The sequence below is a fragment of the Paraburkholderia metrosideri genome, from assembly GCF_904848625.1.
GTDB classification, from domain to species: domain Bacteria; phylum Pseudomonadota; class Gammaproteobacteria; order Burkholderiales; family Burkholderiaceae; genus Paraburkholderia; species Paraburkholderia metrosideri.
Window position 1 is genome coordinate 45,420 of the sequence record NZ_CAJHCP010000001.1, and the last position, 20,410, is coordinate 65,829.

The following is a 20,410-nucleotide window of genomic DNA, read 5'->3' on the forward strand; positions in this document are numbered from 1 at the left end:
AAGATTCAAATGAGCATTACGGTAATCAGCGGCGGCAACGTACTCGATCTGGCCCAGGGTGCATTGCTGGAACACCATCATGTCGTGATAGAAAACGGCCATATCGTCGAACTCACCGATCGTCCCGTCGACCTGCCGAACGCACGCGTGATCGACGCTCGCGGCAAGACGGTGATGCCGGGTCTGATCGATTGTCATGTCCATGTGCTGGCTTCGCGCGCGAACCTCGGTGTCAACGCGGCACAGCCGAATATCCTCACAGCGATTCGCGCATTGCCGATTCTTAAAGCGATGCTCGGCCGTGGTTTCACCAGCGTGCGCGATGCGGGCGGCGCGGATTGGGGTTTGACGCAGGCGCTCGAAAGCGGCCTGATTCCGGGCCCGCGGATTTTCCCATCCGGTAAGGCGCTATCGCAGACCGGCGGTCACGGCGATTTCCGGCCGCGCGGCGACGTGCTGGAGCCGTGCTCCTGTGCGTTCCGCGCGGGCGCGATTGCGCGCGTGGTCGACGGCGTGGATGCGGTGCGGCTCGCCGTGCGTGAAGAGATCCAGAAGGGTGCGACGCAGATCAAGATCATGGCGTCAGGCGGCGTCGCGTCGCCAACCGATCCGATCAGCAACACACAGTATTCCGAGGACGAAATTCGCGCGATCGTCGCCGAAGCAGAAGCGGCCAATACTTACGTGATGGCGCATGCGTACACGGGCCGCGCGATTTCGCGGGCGATTCGCTGCGGTGTGCGCACCATCGAGCACGGCAACCTGGTCGACGCTGAAGCCGCGCAACTGATGCATGAGCACGGCGCATTCGTCGTCCCGACGCTGGTGACTTACGACGCGCTCGCCAGACACGGTGCGGATTACGGCTTGCCGGCAGACTCGATCGCGAAGATCGAAACCGTGCGGCAGGCAGGGCGTGACTCGCTCGAAATCTACGCGAACGCTGGCGTGCCGATGGGTTTCGGTTCGGATCTGCTCGGCGAGATGCATACGTTCCAGAGCGACGAGTTGCGCATTCGCGCCGACGTGCTCGGCAACCTGGAAGCGTTGCGCTCCGCTACCACGATTGCGGCGGATATCGTCAATCTGAATGGCAAGCTCGGCGTGATCAAAGCGGGCGCGATTGCCGATTTGCTGGTGGTCGACGGTGATCCGCTCAAGGACATCAGCGTGCTGACCGGTCAGGGCGAGCGTCTGACTTATGTGTTGCAGCGTGGCGAGGTAGTGAGCGAGCGGGGCGCAGTCACGTCGCGTTGATTGCATCAATCCGTGCACAGATAGCACAGCGTGTTCGCGCAGGTGTTCTTCATGCCTGCGCGACCCTCGTGCGCCATGCGGTCCAGCGTACCGTCGCCAGAATCGACGCCGCCACGATCAGCGCACCGCCGACCCACGCGGTCAACGAAATCCTTTCTCCTAGCCACAGGCACGCGAACAGCGCGCCAAACGCCGGTTCGCTGCCCATCAACAGCGAGACCCGCGTCGGACTGCTCCGTTTGATCGCGAAGTTCTGCGCGAAGAACGCGAACAGCGTGCACGCCAGCACCAGATAAGCGACATAAGCCCAGAACGAAGCGTGTCCCGTCAGCGTCGGCAGCGCTTGCCACTGTTGCGGTGCGAATAGCCACGCGGCTGCCGCGCTGCCAGATGCGACGACACCCGACTGCACCGCCGTCACCGATAAAGCCGGCAGCGTCGAATCGCGCATCACGCGTTTGGTCACGCACACGGTCAATGCGCGCAATAATGCGGCGAGCAGAATGAGCGCGTCGCCGGGGTTCAACTTCAGTGCGCCGTCATCGGCAAGCAACCACGCGCCTGTTAGCGACAGCACGACCGCGACCCACTCGATACGGCTCGGTCTGCGCTTGAGCAACTGCCATTCGACCAGCGGCGTTAACACCACGCACAGACTGATCAGAAACGCGGCATTGGCGGCGCGTGTCATCAGGATGCCAAAGGTTTCGCACAGGAAGATGCCAAGCAGCAGAACGCCGGCAATCAGCACGCCGCGCAGCGTGCGGATATTGGCGCTACGCAGGTGGCGCAGTGCGGGCGACAGGATCACAAAGGTGATGCCAAAGCGCAACGCCAGCAAGCCCAGCACCGGATAAAACATCAGCGCGCTTTTGACGACGCCGTAACTGGTGCCCCACACCACCGCAACTCCGAGCAGCATCAGATCGGAAAGAAAAAGCAGTCGTTGCTGTTTCGACATGGCAAACCTCGTGCAAGAGAGCACGTATTGTCGAATGATGCGTGGGAGATGATAATCGGGTCATCGTGCAAAGCGTTTATGTCGAAAATGCACAAATGAACCGTTAGTTTCCGAGACCGCCGCGATGACGCCTGCCGAGCTTTTCGACTTGTTGCCCGATATGGCGGTGTTCGCGCGCGTCGTCGAGGCCGGCAATTTTTCGGTGGCCGCGCGCCAGTTGGGCAGCACGCCGTCTACGGTCAGCCGCCAGATCAAGCGGCTCGAAGACGCGCTCGCCACCCGTCTGCTCGAACGGTCCACCCGCAGCGTGCGCGTGACGGAGTCCGGCGCGCAAGTGGTGCGATTCTGTCGCGACATGGTCAGCGCCGCGTCGGGTGCGGTCGACGCCGCGGGGCAACTGTCGGGCCGCGCGCAAGGCAAGGTGAGCCTCAGTGCGCCGACGCAATTCGCGAGGGCGGTGATTCATCCGCTGATTGCAGGCTTTTTGCGTGCTTACGAGGAAGTGGATCTGCAACTGCGCTTCACCGATCACGACGTCGACCCGCTGGCCGACGATGTCGATCTGGTCATCCGTCTGACCGAGCATCCGCCGCAAGGATTGGCGGGGCGCCGGTTGGGCACGGTGCGCTGGCTACTGGCGGCGTCGCCCGCCTATCTGCTTGAGCGCGGCACGCCCGGGCATCCGCGCGACCTGTTGAAACACGCGTGCATCTATCTAGGCGAAACGGCCGACGACAATCGCTGGCGTTTCCGCCGCGGTGCCGAAACCCACAGCGTCGACGTCAAGGGGCGCTACATCGCCAATCATGTCGGCGCCAGACTGGAAGCGGCGCTACAGGACTTCGGCGTCGCGAGCGTGCCGCAGTTCGCCGCCGAAGCAGCATTGCAACGTGGCGAACTGGTGCAGGTGCTGCCCGAGTGGCGGATCGACGCGCACCCTTATGCTGGATCAGTGTGGCTGCTGTATCCGCCGAACCGTTTTTTGCCGCCGAAGGTGAGGGCGTTGATCGATTATCTGGTCGAACACCTTCACGTCACCGACAATACGGCCTGATGGCGTGGCGCCCGAAGCGCGCAACGTAGCAGCGAATAGTGACCGCTGAACAATTCGCCCGCAGCGGGTGGTTCGTTAGCGAAACGAACCTGTAACCAACCGCTCGCACTTTCCATGATTGAATGCAACCGACGTTAGAACGATCTCGAGGAGAACCAGCATGACCCTGCGCGAAGCCGGACCGATTGCGGCCACTGTTTATCGCGGCGATTCGATTGAAAACTCGCATGTCGCCCATGTCGCGGTTGTCGATGCAAACGGGCGTCTGCTGTATTCGTTCGGCGACCCGTCGCGCATGACGTTGGCGCGCTCAGCCGCGAAGCCGGCGCAAGCGCTCGCGGTGCTGGAAACGGGCGCGCTCGAAAGTTTCGGTTTTGACGAAGCCGATCTCGCGCTGATGTGCGCGTCGCACAGCAGCGAGGCGCGTCACATCGAGCGGACTCGCAGCATGCTGGCGAAAGCGCAGGCCAGCGAGGCAGACATGCGTTGCGGCGGCCATCCGCCGCTGTCCGATGCAGTGTACATCGACTGGCTCAAGCGGGATTTCAAGCCGGGTGCGGTATGCAGCAACTGCTCCGGCAAGCACGCCGGGATGCTGGCCGGTGCGCGTTCTATCGGCGCCGCGATCAACGGCTATGAGCAGCCTGAGCATCCGTTGCAGGTGCGCGTGAAGCACACCGTCGCCGATGTATGCGATTTACCGGACGACGCAGTGCACTGGGCGATAGATGGCTGCAATCTGCCGACCCCGGCGTTTCCGCTGGACCGCCTCGCGCGTCTGTTTGCGAAGCTGGCGGCGTCGCAGGATCAGGTGTCGGCGGCGAATGCTGCGTCGACCGTTTCGATCACACCGCGCACGCAAGCACTCGCGCGGATTTATCGTGCGATGACGGGCTATCCGGAACTGGTAGGCGGCGAGGGCCGGTTCTGTACGGAATTGATGCAGGCCTTCGACGGCGCACTGGTCGGCAAGGTCGGCGCGGACGGCAGTTATGCGATCGGCGTGCGGGCATCGTCACAGACCGCGAAACTGGGCGCGGAGGGCGCGCTCGGTATTGCCGTGAAGGTCGAAGACGGCACGGTGAGCGTGTTGTACGCGGTGGCGGCCGAATTGCTTGGGTTGCTGGAGATTGGAACCGCCGGGCAACGTGCGAAGCTGGACGCTTTTCGCGCGCCGAAGCGCGTCAACACGATGGGCGTTGAAACGGGGCGCCTGGCATTTTCAATCGGCCTCGCGGCGGCGCGATAAACATAGCGGATTGCTGCGCTGTGATGGCAGCGGTTGATCGTGGGCCAATGCTGCTAAATATGGCGAACATGGCCTACGCAACCGCCGCTTTAGTCCTCACTACTTTCCACTACGCAGCCGCCGCCGCAGGCGCAACCCCCAACGCACTGCGAATCGCATCGGCCAATTCGGACGCGGCGAACTTCGCCACGTACCCATTGGCACCCGCATTCTTCACATGCGCTTCATTCGCCGCGCCCGTCAGCGACGAATGGATGATCACCGGAATATCGCGCGTGCGTTCATCGGCCTTGATCTGACGCGTCAGCATGAAGCCGTCCATCTCCGGCATTTCCAGATCGGTCAATACGAGTGCGATGCTGTCGCGCGCCCGCGTACCGCTGGACTGTGCTTCGCGGGCGACCTGCTGCAAGGTATTCCACGCTTCTTCGCCGGTCTTGGTCATCACGTAATCCGCGCCGATCGCGCTAAGAGCCTGCTCGATCAGCTTGCGCGCGAAACCGGAGTCGTCGGCGGCGAGAATCTTTGCGCCACGACGAATACCCAGTGCTTCGCCGACCGATGCCGGATCGACCGCCGGATGCTGCGACGGAAACACATCGCGCAGTACCTGCTCGACATCGATCACCTGCGCGAGCCGCGAGTCGCCCGTATTGCCGTCGATCCGCGCAATGCTGGTGACGAGATTGCCGCCCGCCGCGCCCTCGGCGGAGAGCACCTGATTCCACTCCAGCCGCACGATATCGTCCACTTCCTCGACCGCAAACGCTTGCGTCGACCGTGCGAATTCGGTAACTAGCAGAATGTTCAGCCCGCGCGTCGGCTCGCAGCCCATCAGGCGCGGCAAGTCGATCACAGGGATGATCTGCCCGCGTATATCCACCGCGCCCATCACGAATGGCGATGAACCGGCAATGGGCGTGATCGCCGGCATCGTCGAGATTTCACGCACCTTGAACACGTTGATGCCGTACAACTCGTGCGCATCACTGCCGGGCACGGAACCCAGTCGATACAGCAGCAGTTCGAATTTATTCGAACTCGTCAGATTGCTGCGTTCGTTCGCACGATTTTCTTCTGCCATCGACTTTCTCCACGATTCACGATTGCCCTGCTTGATGCTTGACGTACTGCGGCTTACCCATTGCGCGCCATGGATGCATTGCGTTGGCCCGGGCGCGAGGCTGATCTCCTTGTTATCGGCGGCGCTGCCAAAAAATTAAGCGATTCGTTCCGGTTTCACGCGGATCGTTTAGCGCATTTCGCAGGCATTGATATGAAGGTTACCTAAGGTTACAGAAGCGACAGCGACGTTTCACATGGTCCGGGACGCGCCTTCTAGAATCGTCGGCGATTAAAGCGTGGCGTCACGTATCGACGGAAAGCTTTCTGCAAGGTTGTTGCACGCAGAGAGGTCCACGGCGCACACGCATCGTTGCCGTTTCGCTTCCACCTCAAGGAGAACCTATGATCCGCTTGCCTCTCGCCACTCTCACCAGCGCCTGCCTGAGCGGGCTTCTGGTTGTTGCCACGGCAGCCAGCGCGCAAACCCCCGCGCCGTCGGCGCCCGCTGCTGCTGCGGCCGATGCGAGCCGTCTGCATGCCGCGGACCAGACCTTCATCGCCGATGGCACGCAAGGTGTCGCCACGCAACGCGACGCCGCGCGCATTGCCACATCGCGTTCTACCGACCGCGACGTCAAGGCATTTGCCGAGCGCGTGTCGACCGATAACGCGAAAATCTCCGAAGCATTGCGCGCGGCCAGCCCGCGCGGCGTCGACGTGCCGAATAACGATCCCGACGCGGCCGTGCTCGCGAGCATCAACAATCTGCGCGGCGCCGATTTCGACAAGACGTATATCGAACAGGTCGCGCTGGCGGGAGAGCAGAAGACGTTGTCGGCATTCCAGGCGGAAATTGCTTCGGGCCGCGATGATCAGTTGAAGGCCGCAGCGAAGAAGGCGTTGCCGACTATCCAGGAGCATTACGCGCTGGCGCAGGATCTTGCGAAGCGCAAGCACCTGTCTACGACGGCACAGTAAAGCAGGGCGTTTTACGTTTGCGCGCGTCACGTCACGTCGCGGCACGTCGCGGTGTGACGTGACGCGCGGCATCGCAGGGTAGGTTGATTGAGTGCTTTTCGGCGATAATCGTTTTCTTCTTTCGAGCCTGCGCGTCACGTGCCGATGGCTCCCGAAAGCACCATGACGATTTTCACCCGCACTCAATTCAAGCTCACGCTATGAGCAAGCCTGCAAATCTGCCGCAACAGTTGGACTACATGCTTCGGCAAGCGGTCGCCCTGCAACAGAGCGGCGCGCAAATCGAGGCCGAAGAACTCTATCGCGAGATTCTCGAACTCAAGCCCCGCCATTTCGACGCGCTGCAATTACTCGGCGCGCTGATGCTGCAAACGGGACGTCTGCAAGAAGGCATCGATCTGCTGAAGAAGGCGCTTGCCGTCAACGCGAAGCAGCCTGCGATTCATTCGAATCTCTCGTACGCACTCAATGCGCTGCAGCGTTTCAACGAAGGCCTGGTCAGCGCCGACCGCGCGTTAGCGTTGCAACCTCAATTTGCCGATGCACTGAATAATCGCGGCAACGCGCAGGCGGGCCTGAATAAGCCACTCGACGCACTCGGCAGTTTCGATCGCTGTCTTGCGCTGACGCCGGAGTTCGCACCGGCCTGGAACAATCGTGCCTGCGTGCTGCGCGATCTGGGTCGTCCCGCCGACGCACTGGCCAGTTGCGACCGCGCGCTCGCGTTGCAGCCAACTTATCCCGATGCGTGGAGCAATCGCGGGAATGCGCAGAGCGACCTGAACCAGCCGCAGGAAGCGGAGCGCAGTTATCGGCGCGCGCTCGAACTGGCACCCGCGTTCGCTGACGCGTGGAACAACCTCGGCCTCACGCAGATCGATCTCAGCCAGCACGCGCAGGCGCTGTCGAGTTACGAGCGGGCACTCGCGCTGAATCCGGCATCGGCGGAAACCCACTGGAACGAGTCGCTATGTCTGCTGCAAATGGGGCGCTTCGAAGCCGGCTGGCAGAAATACGAATGGCGATGGCAACGCGGCCGGATCAAGGCAGGCAGCCGCCAGTTTGCGCAGCCGCTGTGGCTGGGCGATTTTCCGCTCGACGGCAAGACGATTCTGTTGCATGCGGAACAGGGGCTGGGCGACACGTTGCAGTTTTGCCGCTATGCGGCGATGGTGTCGAAGCTGGGCGCGAAGGTCGTGCTTGAGGTGCCGTCCGAATTGATGCGCCTGATGGGCACCCTCGATGGCGTCGCTCAGTTGATCGAAGCGGGCCACGCGCTGCCGCCGTTCGATTGTCATTGTCCTTTGCTGAGTCTGCCGCTTGCGTTCAGGACGGACGAGCGCACCATTCCCTCTGCTGCGCCTTATCTGTTCGCCGACCCGGAAGCGGTGCGCGAATGGCGCGAGCGGCTGCACGCAGCGTCGGATAACCGGCTGAAAGTCGGTCTCGTGTGGGCAGGCGGAAACCGGCCGCATGTCGCGGAATTGCGCAAGAACGACGCGCGCCGTTCGATCAGGTTCGAGCAGTTGACGCCTATTCTCGAAGTGCCGAATGTGCGTTTCTTCAGCCTGCAAAAGGGCGCGGCGGCGCAACAGTTGTCCGCGAGTGAACGGCGCAGTGTCGTCGAAGACTACACGGACGCGTTGCACGATTTCGCCGATACCGCCGCACTGGTGGCCAACCTCGATCTGGTCATTTCCGTCGACACCTCTACCGCGCACCTGGCAGGCGCGCTCGACAAGCCCGTCTGGATCCTGAACCGCTTCGACACCTGCTGGCGCTGGATGCTCGAACGCAGCGACACGCCGTGGTATCCATCCGCGCGACTGTTCCGCCAGCCTGCGCCTGGCGACTGGCCCAGCGTGATGCAGCACGCGCACGACGAACTGGCTGCATTGAGCGCCTGAATCGAGCGCCCGACGTCTGAAACAGGCGAATTCAACCTGCACGCGCGCCGACGCATTTGCGCAGACGCGCGTAGACTGAACGTCCGTTTTATCGACGGCTATGCCACGGAGAATCATCAATGGAATACAGACATCTGGGTGCATCCGGTTTCAAGGTACCTGTGCTGAGTTTCGGCACGGGCACGTTTGGCGGTAAGGGCGAATTTTTTCAGGCGTGGGGTGCGACCGACGTCGCCGAAGCACGCCGGCTGATCGACATCTGCTTCGACGCGGGCGTGACCATGTTCGACAGCGCGGACATCTATTCGGGCGGCGCGTCCGAGTCGGTGCTCGGTGAAGCGCTGAAGGGCAAACGCGACAAGGCGATCATTTCCACCAAGGCGACCTTCCGATTCGACGATGGTCCGAACAGCGTCGGTTCATCGCGCTTTCATCTGACCCAGGCGGTCGACGCAGCGCTCAAACGCCTGCAAACCGATTACATCGACCTGTTCCAGTTGCACGGCTTCGACGCGAAAACGCCGATCGCCGAAGTCATGTCGACGCTCGACGACCTCGTGCGCGCCGGCAAGATCCGCTACACCGGTGTGTCGAATTTTTCGGGCTGGCATCTGATGAAGTCGCAGGATGTCGCTGACCGCTATGGCTATCCGCGTTACGTCGCGAACCAGACCTACTATTCGCTGGTCGGCCGCGACTACGAGTGGGAGTTGATGCCGCTGGGTGTCGATCAGGGCGTGGGTGCGGTGGTGTGGAGTCCGCTCGGCTGGGGACGTCTGACGGGCAAGATCAAGCGCGGTCAGCCGTTGCCGGATTCGAGCCGGCTGCATAAGACCGCCGACATGGGACCGCCGGTGCCGGACGAATACCTGTTCCGCGTGCTCGACGCGATCGACGAAGTGGCTGCGGAAACCGGCAAGACGGTCCCGCAGATTGCGTTGAACTGGCTGCTGCAGCGGCCGACGGTGTCGACGGTGCTGATCGGCGCGCGCAATGAAGAGCAACTGCGGCAGAACCTTGGCGCGGTCGGCTGGAATCTGACGCCCGAGCAGGTCGCGAAGCTCGATGCGGCGAGCGCTGTGCGGCCCGCGTATCCGTACTGGCATCAGGAAGGGTTTGCGGAGCGCAATCCGAAGGCGGTTTAACGCTTTTTTCGTGCGGCGTTTGCGGCACGTATCCACTTGGGGATGCTGTGGCGCGCTAGCGGCCTGCGCGTTGAACAGGCCGCGGTCATCGCGGCGGCCCGCATCGGCATCTTTATCGCCTGCGGGCCGGGCTTAATACTTCATGAGCGGCGGTGAGGCGACCTTGTGTGCCGACCGCTCCAGCAAACCGGCAACACATGGCGTCGTCCACCCGCAGCCGTATCCGAAGCTGCGGGTGCATCGACCCGTCAGGCCAACCCGCCGTTGGCCCGCAGCACCTGCCCATTCACCCAACCCGAATCCGTTCCCGCAAGAAACGACACCACAGCGGCGATATCGTCCGGCTGACCCAGGCGTTGCAGCGGCGGCATCTTCGAGAACGTCTCGATCTGCTCATCGGTCTTGCCTTCGAGAAACAGCGCGGTCGCAATCGGACCCGGCGCCACTGCATTGACGGTGATGTTGCGGCCGCGCAGTTCCTTCGCAAAGATATGCGTGAACGATTCGACGGCCGCTTTGGTCGCCGTATAGATCGCATAACCCGGCATGTTCAGCGCCAGCACGGTGCTCGAAAAGTTGACGATGCGTCCGCCGTCGTTCATCCGCGTGGCCGCTTCGCGCAGTGTGTTGAAGGTGCCGCGCACATTGATGTCGAAGGTCTGGTCGTACAGCGCGTCGCTGGTATCGGCGAGCGGCACGGTCTTGAGCACGCCCGCGTTGTTGATCAGCACGTCCACCTTGCCGAGTTGCTGTTCAGTGGTCTCGAACAGATGGCGCACCTCGTCGGCCTTCGACACATCGGCTTTGACCGCAATCGCGTTGCCGCCCGCCGCCGTGAGTTCGGTGACGAGCGCGTCGGCTTCTTTCGAACTGGACGCGTAGTTCACCACGACGGCGAACCCGTCTTTGGCGAGCCGCTGCGCGATCGCCGCGCCGATCCCACGCGATGCACCGGTGACGATAGCGACGCGAGCGTTGTGAGTCGTGTTCATGATTCGTTTCCTTCGATGAGTGAGCAGGTGACACGAATCATTGCCTATTTGTCCGCATAGATAATCAGCGTAGACTGGCCATCATCATTCCATTTGCTTTAACAATGGCCTAAATGGGCGGTCAGAACCGCCGGGAGCGCGCGTCGACCATGGATCGTTTCGAAGAAATGCGGGTGTTCGTGCGAATCGCCGAGCGGCAGAGTTTTACGCGCGCATCGGATGACCTGCAGATTCCACGCGCCACCGTGACCAACCTGATGAAGCGGATGGAACAGCGGCTCGGCGCGCGGCTACTGGAACGCACCACGCGTACGGTGCGGCTCACCCCCGACGGCGACGCTTACTATCGTCGCTGCGTGCGGCTGATCGCCGACATGGAGGAGGCCGAAGGCTCGTTTTCGAACCTCGCGCCGAAAGGGCTGCTGCGGGTGAATCTGCAGGGCACGCTGGCGAGGTACTTCGTCGTGCCCGCACTGCCGGCTTTTCTCGCGCGGTTTCCCGACATCGAACTGACCATTGCCGAAGACGACCGCCTCGTCGATCTCGTGCGCGAAGGCATCGACTGCGTGTTGCGGGCGGGGAATCTGCAGGATTCGTCGATGGTCGGGCGGCGCGTCGCGCAACTGCGGCAAGTCACGGTCGCGAGCCCGGCGTATCTCGCGGAATATGGCGAGCCAGCCGATCTGGCGGCGCTGTCCACGCATCGGGCGGTGAATTACGTGTCGAGCGCAACGGGCAAGCCGGTGCCGCTCGAATTCAACGTCGGCGGCCGCGAGACGGCGATGGTGCTGCCGTCCGCGGTGTCGGTGACGGGCGCCGATCTTTATGCCGGCGCGGCGCTAGCGGGCCTCGGTATCGTGCAGGTGCCGCAGTACCGGGTGGCCGGCGACCTCGCCGCAGGGCGGCTCAAGATCCTCCTCGCGAATTTCCCGCCGCCGCCGATGCCGGTGTCAGTGCTGTATCCGCAGAATCGACAGTTGTCGTCGCGTGTGCGGGTGTTTGCGCAGTGGCTGCGGGATATTTTCGAAGCGGCGGAAAAGGCCCAACGCCTGTCGTGAACGGCGTGATGCGCAGCCCGCAAGCGCGGCGAATCTGGCGCGGTGTTGTGCTCTTTGACCAGGCGAGCTTCGATTGGGGAGCGTAACCGGCGGCCGGGAATGAGCGAGCCAGCATCGCTTCGATCTATAGCGACAGGCGCGAGCGAGCTATTCACCGCGCTTCACGTTTGCACGACCCGCGCTTGCGCTTTGCCAGTACCTTCCTCGCATCGCGAACTCGTTCGAAGGAATGGAACATGTTGTCGGAAGACGAACTGGCTTTGCTCGACGCGATTCGCGAAACCGGCAGTCTGTCGCGGGCGGCGGCACGGCTCGGCAAGGCGCCGTCCACGATTTCGCATGCCGCGCGACAGCTCGAGACGCGCTTCGACGCGCTGTTGTTCGACCGGCGGCGGTACCGGCTTCAACTGACACCCGCCGGCCAGCTTCTCGCCGACGAAGCCGCACGCCTGATGCTCGACATGTCGCGAATGACGCAGCGTGTGCGGCAGATCGCGAGCGGCTGGGAGGATCGTCTGTGGGTCGTCACGGACGAGCTTCTCGAATTCGAACTGCTGATGCCGGTGGTGCGCGCATTCGATGCGCTCGACTCCGGTGTCAAGCTGCGCTTCACGCATGAAGTGCTGGGCGGCACGTGGGAGGCGTTGCGCGACGGTCGCGCGGATCTGATCGTCGGCGCGACGAACGAGCCGCCCGCCATTCCTGCTTTGCGCTGGTTCGAACTCGGCGTGATGGAGTGGGTGTTCGCGGTGTCGCCGCGGCATCCGCTGGCGGGGATCGACGGGCCGCTTGACCGCGAGCAGATCCTCGCGCATCGGGCGGTGGTGGTCGCGGATTCGTCACGCGCGACAGCCGGGCGCGCATATGGCGTGATCGGCGGACAGGCGTCGCTGGCGGTGCCCAGCATGCGCGCGAAGATTCTCGCGCAGCGCGACGGTTTGGGCGTGGGGTGGTTGCCGCGTCAGCGCGTGGCGTCGCTATTGAAGCGGGGTGAATTGATCGAGAAGGCGACGGCCGACCCGCGCGAGCCGAACGTGTTGTACGTCGCGTGGCGCGGCGATCACGAGGGACGGGCGTTGCAATGGTGGCTCGAACAGTTGCGGCAAGCGCGTCTGGCGAAGCGTCTTGTGCGTGGCGTGGATATGACGGCGGGCGGGTAGAGGCGCGCCATTCTTCTCTGTCCGGATGTGTCTTTTCTGCTGTCTGCCCAGCGTCTCATGGGATCATACGGACCGTGCTGGGCAATTCCGCTTTTTGCACCGTGACAGCAACAGCAACAGGAGCAGTGTAATGATCGATGGACTGGTGGGCGGGCGGTTATACGGCGAGGCGCAGATTCGCACCGGGCAGAACGGCAGGCGTTTCGTGACCTGCAAAGTGCGGGCGACCACCAACGACGGCGACACGATTTTCGTCAACGTCATCGCGTTCGACGATGACGTGCAGACCGCGTTGCTCGCGTTGACCGACGCCGATAGCGTCGCACTGAGCGGCACGATCACGCCGAAGGTCTGGACCGACAAAAACGGCCTCGTCAAGCCGGCGGTGGACATGATCGCCCACAAGCTGCTGACTGCCTACGACGGCCGCCGCGACGGCGACGCCTGACGCGTTTTATCCGGCTCTGCGCCAGCCATCCGGAGATAGTCGACAAAGCGGTCCGCGACCGGTTCTGCGTCGCCGTTTCGTCGCAACAACAGCACTTGCGAGAGCAACGTCTCGCCCCGCAGCGGCAAAAAACACACCCGTGGATCCTGCACCTGCCGCAAGGTGTACGGCACTAGCGCGACGCCCATGCCGAAGCCGACCATCGTCACGACGGTCTGCCACAAGCGCGCTTCATGACGGATCAACGGACTGAAACCCGCCCCTACGCATTGCGCGATGATCAGATCGTGATAATGCGGCGACACGGTACGCGGAAACAGGATGAACGGTTCCTGCGCGAGCGCCCGCAGATCGATTTTGCGTTTGCGCGCGAGTGGGTGATTCGCAGGCAGGCAGCACAGAAACGGCTCGGAAAAAACCGGCGACGAGATCACATCCGACGGAAAATTGCCCCAATGCGCGCAGCCCATGTCGATCTGCATCCGCTGGATTGCGTGGACCTGTTCGCTGGTGTTCATCTCCTTCAACACGATCTCGACGCCCGGATAGTCGGCCTCGAAGCGGCTCACCGCCTGCGGCAGACCGCGATACAACATCGAATTCACGAAGCCGATGCGCAGGCGGCCCGCGAGCCCATGCGCGGAGCGCACCGTGATGCGCTCGGCCTCGCTCGCCTGCAAGAGCAGACGGCGCGCCTCGCCGAGCAGCACCTGACCCGCATTGGTCAGCGCCACCGACTTATTGGTGCGCGCAAGTAGCTGCACGCCAAGCTGGTCCTCGAATTTGCGGATGTCGAAACTGAGCGCCGGTTGCGAGATGAACAGCCGCTTGGCCGCGCGGCCGAAATGCAGTTCTTCGGCGACCGCCACGAAATAGCGGAGTTGCTTCAGGTCCATGGCGGTCTCCGCTGGGTTATCGATAAGCGCTGTCTATCGTACCGGATATAAGTTGTATTAGACGATTATCGACGCCGCTTCTATGCTGCCTCCACAACACCACCCTGGCACATGGGCTCGGAGGCACGCATGACCAATATCAGCGACATCGGCAGAATCACTGCGCAGCCGGCCCCCGGCGCGTCCAATATCCCCGACAGCCGGGGCATCAACTTCTTTTCCAGCGACCCTGACTTTGCACGCCTGCTCAAGCTGCATCTGGGTGACGCGCTGTATCAGGAACTCGAAAGCCAGTTCGTGTCGCTAGGCCAGCGTGCGTCGGACGAACTCGACATCTGGGCGATGTCCGCCGACAGAAACCCGCCGCAATTGCACCATCGCACGCGCCGCGGCGAGGCGCTGCAAAGCATCGACAAACACCCCGACTACGTCGCACTGGAGCGGGTGGCTTACGCGGAGCTGGGGCTGGCGTCGATGAGCCACGATAAACATAACGGCAGGACGCCACCGCCGCCGCTGGTGAAATACGCGCTGACGTTCCTGTTCGTGCAGGCGGAATTCGGTTTGTGCTGTCCTGTCAGCATGACCGATTCGCTCACGCGGACGTTGCGCAAATTCGGCGCCCCCGAACTGGTTGCGCGCTTTCTGCCGATGCTCGCGTCGCGCGATTTCGACACGCTGTTTCAGGGCGCGATGTTCATGACCGAACAGGCGGCGGGGTCGGACGTGGCGCGTATCGCCACGCGGGCGTCGCGCGGAACCGATGCGAATGGTCATGCCGAGTGGCGTCTGTCTGGCGACAAATGGTTTTGCTCGAATGCGGACGCCGATCTCGCGATGGTGCTGGCGCGCCCCGACGACGCACCGCCTGGCATCAATGGACTGGGCCTGTTCCTGCTGCCGAAAACCTTGCCCGACGGCTCGCGTAACAGCTACCGGATCGTGCGTCTGAAGGACAAGCTCGGCAGCCGTTCGATGGCGAGCGGCGAGATCGTGCTCGAAGGCGCGCTCGCGTATCTGATTGGCGAAGTGGGGCGCGGCTTTCATCAAATGGCCGACATGATCAACATGTCGCGGCTGTCGAACGGCGTACGTGCCGCTGGGTTGATGCGGCGCGCGCTGACCGAGGCGTTGCATATCGCGCGAAATCGCGAAGCGTTCGGCCGCAAACTGATCGACATGCCGTTGATGCAGCGGCAGTTGCTCAAGATGATGCTGCCCACCGAACAGGCCCGCTCGATGTTCATCCGCATCGCGCAGTTGTTGCCGCTAGCCGATGCCGACGATCGCCAGGCGGCGAAATGCGTGCGGATTCTCACGCCGCTGATCAAATTCCGCGCGTGCCGCGACGCGCGCCGCGTGACCGGCGACGCGATGGAAGTGCGCGGCGGCACTGGCTATATCGAAGAATGGAGCGACGCGCGGCTGGTTCGCGACGCGCATCTCGGCTCGATCTGGGAAGGCACCAGCAACATCGTCGCGCTCGATATCGCGCGGGCGGCCAAACGCGACGGCGCGCTCGAACCGTTGCGCCACTATCTGAACGAACTGCTGGACGCGGCCGGTCTGCCGGCTGAAAGTCTCGCGCTGTTTCGCTGGACCTTGACGCGTGCCTGCGACGCGCTCGCAAGCGTCGCCGATTCCGGTCGCGACGAATCGGTCCGTCAGGCTGGCTCGGCGCTGTATCACGCGAGTACGGCGGTGTTGATGGCGTGCGAAGGCGTGCAACTCGCGCCCGATTACCGGCGTCTTGCGCTGGCGCATCTGGTGGTGCGGCACAAACTGCTGCCAGCCGATCCGCTCGATCTGCACGGCGCAACCGACGATATCGAAGTGATCGACGCGCTGGTCGATGGCCGTGAGATCACGCTCGATCAGGCGATGCAGTTGTTGCCGGCAGGAGCCGCGCAATGACCGCCGCCGCGACTCATCAAACTCAGGGCGCGTTGCAGGGCCTCAAGGTTATCGACCTGAGCCGTGTGCTCGGTGGCCCGTATTGCACCCAGGCGCTCGCCGATCACGGTGCGCAGGTGATCAAACTCGAACCGCCTGACGGCGACGAAACCCGCGGCTGGGGGCCGCCGTTCTATGGCGACACCGCGTGGTACTTCGCGGGCGTGAACCGCAACAAGCAGGGCATTGCGGTCGATCTGTCGCGCGAAGAGGGCCGCGCGATTTTGTGGAAGCTGCTCGAAGATGCCGACGTGCTGGTCGAGAACTTCAAGCCCGGCACGCTCGCCCGCTGGGGCATGGACTACCAGCGCGATCTGCGGGTGCGTTTCCCGAAGCTGATTCATTGCGCGGTGTCGGGCTTCGGCCCCGATGGCCCGCTTGGCGGTTTGCCTGGCTACGACGCCGCGATTCAGGCGATGACCGGACTGATGAGCGTGAATGGCGAACGCGACGGACCCGCGACGCGCGTGGGCCTTCCAGTCGTCGATATGGTGACGGGCCTGAACGCGCTCGCCGGCATTCTGCTGGCGCTCGCTGAGCGCGCGACAAGCGGACACGGCCAGTCGATCGATATCGCGTTGTACGACTGCGGCGTATCGCTGCTGCATCCGCATCTGCCGAACTATTTCGGCTCGGGCCGCACGCCGCAGCGCAGTGGCAATGCGCATCCGAATATCACGCCGTACGACAGCTATCGCACCGCGACCGCGCCGATCTTCCTCGCCGTCGGCAACGACCGGCAGTTTGCGCGGCTGTGCGCGCATCTGGGCGCGCCTGAACTCGCCGACGATCCGCGTTATGCCGACAACCGCAGCCGCTGCGCGCATCGCGAGCCGTTGAAGGCCGCGCTCGAAAGCCTGCTCGCGACGCACGCTTGCGAGCCGCTCGCGCAAGCGCTGATCAACGCGGGCGTACCGTGCGGCCCCGTGCAAACGGTCGATGTGGTCGCGCGTCATCCGCATACGCTGCATCGCGGGATGGTGGTCGAGATGGGCGAGTATCGCGGCACCGCGTCGCCGATCAAATTGTCGCGCACGCCGGCCAGCTACCGCAGTGCGCCGCCGTCGCTCGGGGCCGACACGCGCGACGTGCTCGATGCCTTGGGTATCGACGCGGCCACCCAGCAGCGTTTGTTCGATGCGGGCGTGCTCAAGGCCGACACGCGCACCGACGCAACGCCCGAACCCGAGGTGCTCAAAGCCTGACAGCGGTTTTCCGGCGACGGCACCCAGATAGCCGCGCCTTCCAGAAGAATCATCTTGGAGACAGACACATGCATCGTGCACCCGACGACCACGCCGCTACCCGGCAACCCACCCGCGCAGCGGCCGCCGCTTTTGTCGGCACCACGATCGAGTGGTACGACTTTTATATCTACGCCACTGCATCCGCGCTGATTTTCGGCAAGCTGTTCTTTCCCGGCAGCGATCCGTTTTTCGCGACGCTCGCGTCATTTGGCACGTTCGCGGTGGGCTTTTTCGCGCGGCCTTTCGGCGGGCTGGTGTTCGGTCATCTGGGCGACCGCATCGGCCGGAAGAAAGCCTTGGTGGCGACGCTCGCGATCATGGGCATCGGCACGGTCGGCATCGGCTTCCTGCCCACCTATGCGAGCGCCGGTACGTGGGCGCCGGTGCTGCTGGTGCTGCTGCGCGTGGCGCAAGGCATTGCGATTGGCGGCGAGTGGGGCGGCGCGGTGCTGATGGCGAGCGAACATGCGCCGAAGGGCAAGCGCACGTTCTTCGCGTCATTTGCGCAGTTGGGCAGCCCGGCCGGCTTGATCCTGTCGCTGCTGGCGTTTCGCGCGGTGGCGTCGATGGATAAAGAGGTGTTTTTTAGCTGGGGATGGCGTCTGCCGTTTCTCGCCAGCGCGGTGTTGCTGGTGGTCGGCCTGCTGATTCGCTCGGGGGTCGGCGAATCGCCGGAATTCAATGCGCTGAAAGCGCAGCGGCGGGTCGCGGCGTTGCCGGTTGCCGAAGTCGTGCGCGATGCATGGCGCACGGTGTTGCTGTGCCTCGGCGCGAACGTGATCGGCGTGGCGGGTGCGTGGTTCGTCAACACCTTCATGCTCAATTACACGACCCAGACGCTCGGACTCGATCGCTCGCTGATTCTCGACTGTCTGTTCGTGGTGGCGTTCATTCAGCTATTTACGCAACTCGGCTCCGGGTGGTTCGCGCAACGCATCGGCACCGGACGCTTTCTGAAGGGCGCGGCGGCGTTGGCGATGCTGTCGCCGTATCCGATGTTCGCGCTGGTCTCGACCGGCCGGCCGGTGGCGATCGTGATCGGCATTGCGCTCGCGGTGATGTGCATGTCGAGTTCGTATGCGGTGATGGCGGGATTCATGTCGACGGCATTCCCGGTGCGCGTCCGCTATTCGGCGATTTCGCTGTCCTACCAGATGTGCGCCGCGCTGGCAGGTGGCTTGACGCCACTGATCGGGACTGTGCTCGCGCATCGTTATCCGGGCGCGTGGTGGCCGCTCGCCGTGTTCTACAGTTGCCTCGCGGGGGTGTCGCTGGTGTGCATCGGCACGCTGGAGCGGCGCAAACGCGGCGCGGCGCGAGGTGTCGTCGAAATCGCCTGATGGCTTTCCCGCCGGTTACGATGGCCGTTGCGGCATGCGCCGTAACGGTGATTTCGTGGTTAACCCCACGTCATGGAGGCGCTACATAATGTCATCCTCAAGCGCTCAATAGCCGCCTGCGTTGAAGGCGGACGGACTCAATGACGGGGGAGGTCATCATGAATCGCTTTCGTTCGCTAGGTGTGGTGACGGGCGCGGCGCAATTCGCCAGCGCCGACGTGCTGTGCCGGATGAGCGTGGCGTCGCAACGGGCCGGCGCGACGCGGCCCTTCGACCTCGTTCTCGAGCAGCGCTCCTGGCAGGGACCCGCGGCGCCGGAAGCCGCCCACGCGCCTTTCCGGTTTCATGTGTTCGACGCGGTGCGTGCGTTAGAAAAGCGGGGGGTCGACGCGATCGTGCTGCCGTGCTTTTTGTGCCACACCTTTATCGACGAACTGTCGGCCAATGTTGCCGTGCCGGTCGCGAACATCATGACCGCGCTCGTCGCGCATGTGCAGAAGACGTTTCCTTCCGTGCGTCGCGTGGGGGTGCTCACGTCCGCGACGATTCGCGACAACGGGCTTTTCGAGCGCTATTTCGGCGGCGCGCAATTTAACGTGCTGTATCCGCGCAACGACACCGGGATCGACTGCGTGACGAGCGCCGTGTACGGCGAAGAGGGTATCCGGAGCGGCCGTGTGCACGGGCGGCCGGTCGAGTTGTTGCGGGCGGCGTGCGCGGACCTGATCGTGCAGGGCGCTGAATTGATCGTGCCGGGGCTCGCGGAAATTGGCCTCGTGATGCGCGCGCTCCATGCGCTCGAGGTGCCGCTCGTCGATACCAATCAGGTCTATGCGCGCTACGTCGCATCGGACCGGTATCTGCAGCCGGCACCGCGCTTCAAGCTGGGCGTGGTGGGCGGAGTCGGGCCGGCAGCAACGGTCGACTTCCTGGCGAAGCTCGTGCGCAATACACCGGCGGCGCGCGATCAGGACCATATCAAGGTGATGGTCGAGCAGAATCCGCAGATTCCGGATCGCACCGACGCGCTGCTCGGCCATGGCGACGATCCGACTCTCGCGCTATATGCCGCGTGCAGGACGCTGGAGGACGGCGGCGCGGATCTGATTGCGATCCCGTGCAATACCGCGCATGCGTTTGTCGAACAGATCCAGTCTGCGTTGAAGGTGCCGATCGTCAATATGCTGACCTGTACCGTCGATTATCTGCGTGAGAGCTTCCCGGCATTGCGCGAAGTTGGCGTGCTGGCGACCTCGGGCACGCTCGCGAGCCGCGTGTATGAGCGCTCGCTCGAGGCGCGCGGCTTTGTGCAGATCGCGCCGGCGGCGCCGGCGCAGGCGCGTCTGATGAGCGCGGTGTATGGTCCTCGCGGCGCGAAGGCGGGCTACACGTCCGGTGAGTGTGCCGACGATGTTGCCGCCGCGCTCGACGATCTCGTCGCGCAAGGCGTTCAGGTGATCGTGCTGGCGTGTACCGAATTGCCGCTGCTGCTGCGCGACGCCGTGCTGGCGTGTCCGGGCGGGCGAGTGGTGCGGCTGGTCGATCCTACCGAGGTGTTGGCGCGCGCTTGCGTGGCGCATGCGTTGGGCGAGAGTGGCGCGCGCGGAGAGCGTGGCGAAATCGCCGTGACGCAAGGTCCGGCGGACATTGAAAGCGCTTATGGCTGAGCGGTGGCGATGACGCGGCGGTTATCCGCTGCG

The 20,410-nt window shown here is 63.4% G+C and carries 17 protein-coding genes; 13 read left to right on the forward strand and 4 right to left on the reverse strand.

Going from position 1 to position 20,410, the window contains the following annotated elements:
* Positions 1-9 precede the first annotated feature (9 nt).
* Positions 10-1,257 carry a metal-dependent hydrolase family protein gene (locus LMG28727_RS00215; RefSeq protein WP_201640301.1) on the forward strand — a complete coding sequence of 416 codons (1,248 nt, stop codon included), beginning with the start codon at positions 10-12 and terminating at the stop codon, positions 1,255-1,257.
* 49 nt (positions 1,258-1,306) lie between these two features.
* On the opposite strand, the gene LMG28727_RS00220 is transcribed toward LMG28727_RS00215, so the two are convergent.
* Positions 1,307-2,218, reverse strand: a complete 912-nt coding sequence (locus LMG28727_RS00220) for a DMT family transporter (RefSeq protein WP_201640302.1) — start codon at positions 2,216-2,218, stop codon at positions 1,307-1,309.
* 124 nt (positions 2,219-2,342) lie between these two features.
* Between LMG28727_RS00220 and LMG28727_RS00225 the strand changes: the two genes are divergently transcribed.
* Both LMG28727_RS00225 and LMG28727_RS00230 read left to right on the forward strand, forming a co-directional pair.
* Positions 2,343-3,272 carry a LysR family transcriptional regulator gene (locus LMG28727_RS00225; RefSeq protein ID WP_201640303.1) on the forward strand — a complete coding sequence of 310 codons (930 nt, stop codon included), beginning with the start codon at positions 2,343-2,345 and terminating at the stop codon, positions 3,270-3,272.
* 160 nt (positions 3,273-3,432) lie between these two features.
* Positions 3,433-4,521 carry an asparaginase gene (locus tag LMG28727_RS00230; protein ID WP_201640304.1) on the forward strand — a complete coding sequence of 363 codons (1,089 nt, stop codon included), beginning with the start codon at positions 3,433-3,435 and terminating at the stop codon, positions 4,519-4,521.
* A gap of 109 nt (positions 4,522-4,630) precedes the next feature.
* On the opposite strand, the gene LMG28727_RS00235 is transcribed toward LMG28727_RS00230, so the two are convergent.
* Positions 4,631-5,605 carry a chemotaxis protein gene (locus LMG28727_RS00235; RefSeq protein WP_201640305.1) on the reverse strand — a complete coding sequence of 325 codons (975 nt, stop codon included), beginning with the start codon at positions 5,603-5,605 and terminating at the stop codon, positions 4,631-4,633.
* 383 nt (positions 5,606-5,988) lie between these two features.
* Here LMG28727_RS00235 and LMG28727_RS00240 point away from each other — a divergent pair, with 383 nt between their 5' ends.
* The 3 genes from LMG28727_RS00240 to LMG28727_RS00250 all read left to right on the forward strand — a co-directional run bounded on the left by LMG28727_RS00240 (position 5,989) and on the right by LMG28727_RS00250 (position 9,616).
* Positions 5,989-6,564 carry a DUF4142 domain-containing protein gene (locus LMG28727_RS00240; RefSeq protein ID WP_201640306.1) on the forward strand — a complete coding sequence of 192 codons (576 nt, stop codon included), beginning with the start codon at positions 5,989-5,991 and terminating at the stop codon, positions 6,562-6,564.
* 200 nt (positions 6,565-6,764) lie between these two features.
* The gene (locus LMG28727_RS00245; RefSeq protein ID WP_201640307.1) at positions 6,765-8,471 is read left to right on the forward strand and encodes a tetratricopeptide repeat protein; all 1,707 of its coding nucleotides are present in this window, start codon (positions 6,765-6,767) and stop codon (positions 8,469-8,471) included.
* A gap of 119 nt (positions 8,472-8,590) precedes the next feature.
* Positions 8,591-9,616, forward strand: coding sequence for an aldo/keto reductase (locus LMG28727_RS00250; protein ID WP_201640308.1), 1,026 nt, complete (start codon positions 8,591-8,593; stop codon positions 9,614-9,616).
* A gap of 248 nt (positions 9,617-9,864) precedes the next feature.
* On the opposite strand, the gene LMG28727_RS00255 is transcribed toward LMG28727_RS00250, so the two are convergent.
* Positions 9,865-10,608, reverse strand: a complete 744-nt coding sequence (locus LMG28727_RS00255) for an SDR family oxidoreductase (RefSeq protein WP_201640309.1) — start codon at positions 10,606-10,608, stop codon at positions 9,865-9,867.
* Between the two features lie 149 nt (positions 10,609-10,757).
* Here LMG28727_RS00255 and LMG28727_RS00260 point away from each other — a divergent pair, with 149 nt between their 5' ends.
* From LMG28727_RS00260 to LMG28727_RS00270, 3 genes are all read left to right on the forward strand, one after another.
* Positions 10,758-11,666, forward strand: a complete 909-nt coding sequence (locus LMG28727_RS00260; RefSeq protein ID WP_201640310.1) for a LysR family transcriptional regulator — start codon at positions 10,758-10,760, stop codon at positions 11,664-11,666.
* Positions 11,667-11,902: 236 nt separating this feature from the next.
* Complete coding sequence (locus LMG28727_RS00265; RefSeq protein ID WP_201640311.1) at positions 11,903-12,826, forward strand: LysR family transcriptional regulator; 924 nt, start codon at positions 11,903-11,905, stop codon at positions 12,824-12,826.
* Between the two features lie 130 nt (positions 12,827-12,956).
* The gene (locus LMG28727_RS00270; protein ID WP_201640312.1) at positions 12,957-13,274 is read left to right on the forward strand and encodes a single-stranded DNA-binding protein; all 318 of its coding nucleotides are present in this window, start codon (positions 12,957-12,959) and stop codon (positions 13,272-13,274) included.
* Here the strand turns inward: LMG28727_RS00270 and LMG28727_RS00275 are convergent.
* Entirely contained in the window at positions 13,244-14,170 is a 927-nt protein-coding gene (locus LMG28727_RS00275) for a LysR family transcriptional regulator (RefSeq protein WP_201640313.1), read from the reverse strand. The two genes, LMG28727_RS00270 and LMG28727_RS00275, sit on opposite strands and share 31 nt — an antisense overlap.
* 129 nt (positions 14,171-14,299) lie before the next feature.
* Here LMG28727_RS00275 and LMG28727_RS00280 point away from each other — a divergent pair, with 129 nt between their 5' ends.
* The 4 genes from LMG28727_RS00280 to cuyB all read left to right on the forward strand — a co-directional run bounded on the left by LMG28727_RS00280 (position 14,300) and on the right by cuyB (position 20,377).
* Positions 14,300-16,084, forward strand: a complete 1,785-nt coding sequence (locus tag LMG28727_RS00280; protein WP_201640314.1) for an acyl-CoA dehydrogenase family protein — start codon at positions 14,300-14,302, stop codon at positions 16,082-16,084.
* Entirely contained in the window at positions 16,081-17,328 is a 1,248-nt protein-coding gene (locus tag LMG28727_RS00285) for a CaiB/BaiF CoA transferase family protein (protein WP_201640315.1), read from the forward strand. The genes LMG28727_RS00280 and LMG28727_RS00285 overlap by 4 nt, the downstream gene beginning before the upstream one ends.
* Before the next feature lie 68 nt (positions 17,329-17,396).
* Positions 17,397-18,710 (forward strand): MFS transporter, encoded by a 1,314-nt coding sequence (locus tag LMG28727_RS00290; protein WP_201640316.1) that lies wholly within the window; start codon positions 17,397-17,399, stop codon positions 18,708-18,710.
* Positions 18,711-18,868: 158 nt separating this feature from the next.
* Positions 18,869-20,377, forward strand: coding sequence for a cysteate racemase (gene cuyB / locus LMG28727_RS00295; RefSeq protein WP_201640317.1), 1,509 nt, complete (start codon positions 18,869-18,871; stop codon positions 20,375-20,377).
* Positions 20,378-20,410 lie beyond the last annotated feature (33 nt).

Bases quoted from the DNA above. Each gene is read 5' to 3' on its own strand.
- LMG28727_RS00215 (WP_201640301.1), top strand. From the start codon at position 10: ATGAGCATTACGGTAATCAGCGGCGGCAACGTACTCGATCTGGCCCAG.
- LMG28727_RS00220 (WP_201640302.1), bottom strand. From the start codon at position 2,218: ATGTCGAAACAGCAACGACTGCTTTTTCTTTCCGATCTGATGCTGCTC.
- LMG28727_RS00225 (WP_201640303.1), top strand. From the start codon at position 2,343: ATGACGCCTGCCGAGCTTTTCGACTTGTTGCCCGATATGGCGGTGTTC.
- LMG28727_RS00230 (WP_201640304.1), top strand. From the start codon at position 3,433: ATGACCCTGCGCGAAGCCGGACCGATTGCGGCCACTGTTTATCGCGGC.
- LMG28727_RS00235 (WP_201640305.1), bottom strand. From the start codon at position 5,605: ATGGCAGAAGAAAATCGTGCGAACGAACGCAGCAATCTGACGAGTTCG.
- LMG28727_RS00240 (WP_201640306.1), top strand. From the start codon at position 5,989: ATGATCCGCTTGCCTCTCGCCACTCTCACCAGCGCCTGCCTGAGCGGG.
- LMG28727_RS00245 (WP_201640307.1), top strand. From the start codon at position 6,765: ATGAGCAAGCCTGCAAATCTGCCGCAACAGTTGGACTACATGCTTCGG.
- LMG28727_RS00250 (WP_201640308.1), top strand. From the start codon at position 8,591: ATGGAATACAGACATCTGGGTGCATCCGGTTTCAAGGTACCTGTGCTG.
- LMG28727_RS00255 (WP_201640309.1), bottom strand. From the start codon at position 10,608: ATGAACACGACTCACAACGCTCGCGTCGCTATCGTCACCGGTGCATCG.
- LMG28727_RS00260 (WP_201640310.1), top strand. From the start codon at position 10,758: ATGGATCGTTTCGAAGAAATGCGGGTGTTCGTGCGAATCGCCGAGCGG.
- LMG28727_RS00265 (WP_201640311.1), top strand. From the start codon at position 11,903: ATGTTGTCGGAAGACGAACTGGCTTTGCTCGACGCGATTCGCGAAACC.
- LMG28727_RS00270 (WP_201640312.1), top strand. From the start codon at position 12,957: ATGATCGATGGACTGGTGGGCGGGCGGTTATACGGCGAGGCGCAGATT.
- LMG28727_RS00275 (WP_201640313.1), bottom strand. From the start codon at position 14,170: ATGGACCTGAAGCAACTCCGCTATTTCGTGGCGGTCGCCGAAGAACTG.
- LMG28727_RS00280 (WP_201640314.1), top strand. From the start codon at position 14,300: ATGACCAATATCAGCGACATCGGCAGAATCACTGCGCAGCCGGCCCCC.
- LMG28727_RS00285 (WP_201640315.1), top strand. From the start codon at position 16,081: ATGACCGCCGCCGCGACTCATCAAACTCAGGGCGCGTTGCAGGGCCTC.
- LMG28727_RS00290 (WP_201640316.1), top strand. From the start codon at position 17,397: ATGCATCGTGCACCCGACGACCACGCCGCTACCCGGCAACCCACCCGC.
- cuyB (WP_201640317.1), top strand. From the start codon at position 18,869: ATGAATCGCTTTCGTTCGCTAGGTGTGGTGACGGGCGCGGCGCAATTC.